At 75.6% G+C, this 3,043-nt stretch carries 3 protein-coding genes; all 3 read right to left on the reverse strand.

Translation table 11 applies throughout. From position 1 onward, the window contains the following. Window positions 1-119 precede the first annotated feature (119 nt). A complete protein-coding gene (locus E2C05_RS30375) occupies window positions 120-551 on the reverse strand; it encodes a phasin family protein (RefSeq protein WP_240046957.1) in 432 nt (143 codons plus the stop codon). A gap of 749 nt (window positions 552-1,300) precedes the next feature. Further along, window positions 1,301-1,900, reverse strand: a complete 600-nt coding sequence (locus tag E2C05_RS30380) for a TetR family transcriptional regulator (protein ID WP_133223344.1) — start codon at window positions 1,898-1,900, stop codon at window positions 1,301-1,303. Between the two features lie 103 nt (window positions 1,901-2,003). Beyond that, on the reverse strand, window positions 2,004-2,819 hold the full coding sequence (gene proC, locus E2C05_RS30385; protein ID WP_133223345.1) for a pyrroline-5-carboxylate reductase: 816 nt from the start codon (window positions 2,817-2,819) through the stop codon (window positions 2,004-2,006). Window positions 2,820-3,043: the final 224 nt, after the last annotated feature.

The following is a 3,043-nucleotide window of genomic DNA, read 5'->3' on the forward strand; positions in this document are numbered from 1 at the left end:
CGAAGGCGGCGGCGCCGGGCTATGGCCGGGCCGGGCGGCCGGCGGCGCCGCGCCAGGCGCTGGCGCTGGCGATGGCGACGCGGGCCTGACAGCCCGCGCCGGGATGCGGCCGCGTGCGGTCAGCCCTTCTTGGCCATCAGCGACTTGATCTCGTCCATCGCCTCGGTGAAGCGCCGGTTGAGCAGCGTCAGCGCTTCCTGGTTCGACTTCTGGATCAGGTCGGCGACCTCCTTCATATTGCCGACCGCCTTCTCATAGGCGGATTTCAGCAGCTCGGCCTGGCGCGCGGCGCGCTCCTGCGGGCTCTCCTGGGTGCCGAGCGCGCGCATCGCCTCGGTCATCTCGGTCATGGAGGACTGCAGGATCTCCATGTGCCGCCGCGCGACGGCCTGGGCCCCTTCCAGCGCGACGCGGTTGGCGGCCGACAGCGCCTCGAGGTTGCGGCGCTGCGCCGAGGCGAGGGCCTCGACATCCGGCATCCCGGGCATGCGGAACTCGGACAGCATGCGCATGAGGTCGGTCTCGGGCTTGTTGCCGCTGGAATCAGACATCTCGTTCTCCGCCGGGTGATGGCGGGCGCACACTAGGGACGGCGGCGGGGACGGTCAAAGCCTGTGTTGCAGCGCAACAAGATGCCGGGGCGGGGCGACCGCGCCGCGGCGCCGGTCGCGGGGAGCGGCGACACCTCGGCCGGTCTCGACCTTGGCCGCAACGCATGTCGGGGCGGGATCGAGGCTTTGCGAACAGGGCGTTGAGATGGCTCGCGCATGCCGGAGGCCGCGTGCGCGCCCGACCGCGCCGCGCCCCGGGACAGGGAGGAGGCACCGCCACGCCCCCCGCATTCCCTCGCCCTCGGTGCCGGCCTTGCGGATGGGCTGGCCGCCCTCCCCGCCGCGGCGGCGACGCGCCACGGCGTCACCCGGACCGAGATGCGGCGGACCGGCTCGGTCTCCGCCGGCACCTTGAGGGTGGATGCCGGCCCGAGCGCCGCCGTCACCGGGCCGGCCATGTTCGGCAGCGCCGGGATTCTGGTGCCGACAGGCAGCCTCGGCCCCGACGACGCCCCCTTCCCGCCCGATGGCTTCGGCGTGGCCGTCTCCATCGGCGGCCCGACGGCGAAGCTCTCCGCCGCCGGGGGACGATTGCCTCGGCGATCCGTGCCGGCGGCCCGCGTCACCGAACGGGTAACAGCGCCGGCGCCGATCGATGGGCTTGACGTTGTCCGGCCTGGGCCTGGCCGGCCCGGGCATGGCGGGACGCCGCCTGGCCCGACCCGGCCGCGCCGGCCCCAGCGGCCCGCTCAGCCCATGGCGCGGTCGCCCGGGTCCAGCCGCAGCGACCGCGCCACCTGCTCCGCCCGGTCCAGCGCCCGGTCCAGCGCCGCCATGGTGGCGCCGAGATCGGCGCTGTCGTCCTTCTGCCAGGCCCGCAGCGTCGCCAGCCAGACGCCCAGCAGCCCCTGCGCCCGCACCGCCCCCAGCACCCCGCCCGACTCGATCTCCGCCGCATCCAGCAGCCGCGCCATGGACGGCGGCAACTGCGAAAGCAGGCAGAGGGCGGGGCCAGGGTTCCGCGGCAGGTCCTCCAGCAGCCGGAGGATGCCGGCGCGATGGGGCTGCAGGGCATCGATCCGGCGCATCAGCACGTCGAAGACGCGGTCGCGCGGCGTGCCGCCCTGGCCCGGCACGGTGCCTGCGGCCACGGCGGCATCCATCGCCCGGCCGTGCAGGCGCAGCATCTCCGCCGGGCCGCCCGGCGCGCGGGCGCGGATCTCCGCCGCCGGCAGGCCGGACGCCGCGGCGACCCGGCCCAGGGTGACGCCGCCCCAGCCCCTTGCCGCCACCACCTGCCAGAAGCCGGCCAGCAGCCGGGTGTCCATGTCGTCGCTCGTCTCGCTCATGGCTCCTCAGCTTGGGATGCTGGCCGGCGAGGGGAAGGGCGGGGCGATGCGCGCCGCCCCGGGGGCATCGCCCCGCCGGCCCCGGCGGGCGGCGCCGGGCGGATCAGCCGCCGAGTTCCCGCGACCGGTCGGTGGCGGCGGCGATGGCCTTCGACATCAGGGCCGGCCAGGCATCGGCCGCCATCAGGACCGCCAGGGCTCGCTCGGTGGTGCCCTTCGGGCTGGTGACGTTCTTCCGCAACTGCCCGCTATCCTCGGCGCTGGCGGCCAGCAGCGCGCCCGACCCGGCCACGGTGGCGCGGGCCATGCGGCGGGCGAGGTCCGGCGGCAGCCCCTGCTCCACCGCCGCCGCCTCCATCAGCTCGGCCAGCAGGAAGACATAGGCCGGCCCGCCGCCCGAGACGGCGGTGACGGGATCGATGAGCGCTTCCTCCCCGACCCAGGCGGAGTCGCCGATGGCCGAGAGCAGCCGGTCGGCCAGGGCCTTCTGCGCGCCGGTCACGCCCGGGCCGGCGAAGGCCACGGTGAAGCCCTGCCGGACCGCCGCCGGGGTGTTCGGCATGGCGCGGACCACCGCCGCAGCCTCCCCCAGCGCGGCGCGCATGCCGGCGATGTTGCGGCCGGCCATGATGGACAGGAACACCGTCCCCGGCCCGGCGAAGCGGGCGAAGGCGGGCAGGGTCGCCGCCGCTTCCTGCGGCTTGATGGCGAGCACGATGGCGGCGGGGCGGAAGCCGGCGGGGATCGCCCCCGGGTCTGGCACCACGGTGACGCGGCCGGCGAAGGCGGCCGCCGCGTCCGGGTGCGGCTCCACCACCACGGCCTCGCCCAGGCCCTGTTCCAGCCAGCCGGCCAGCATGGCGCCGCCCATCTTGCCGCAGCCGACGAGGAGGAGGGGAGGAAGCGCAGTCTCGGTCATGGCGCGGAGCGTCGCCTGCCGCGGCGGCGGGCGCAATGGCCGGGCTGGCCGCCCGGCCGCCGGCCGGGGCGCGGCGGCAGCGGATCGGCGGGACGGGAATTATTTAGTGTCCATCCGGGAACATGGTGAGTCATCTGAATCGGTTGTGACTGGCGGGTTGCGGCGGGTGGTGCGCGATTTGGCGGGATGTGGACGCCGGAGAACCGCGGTCGGTATGACCGCAG

The organism is Paracraurococcus ruber, from assembly GCF_004353985.1.
Classification (GTDB): domain Bacteria; phylum Pseudomonadota; class Alphaproteobacteria; order Acetobacterales; family Acetobacteraceae; genus Paracraurococcus; species Paracraurococcus ruber.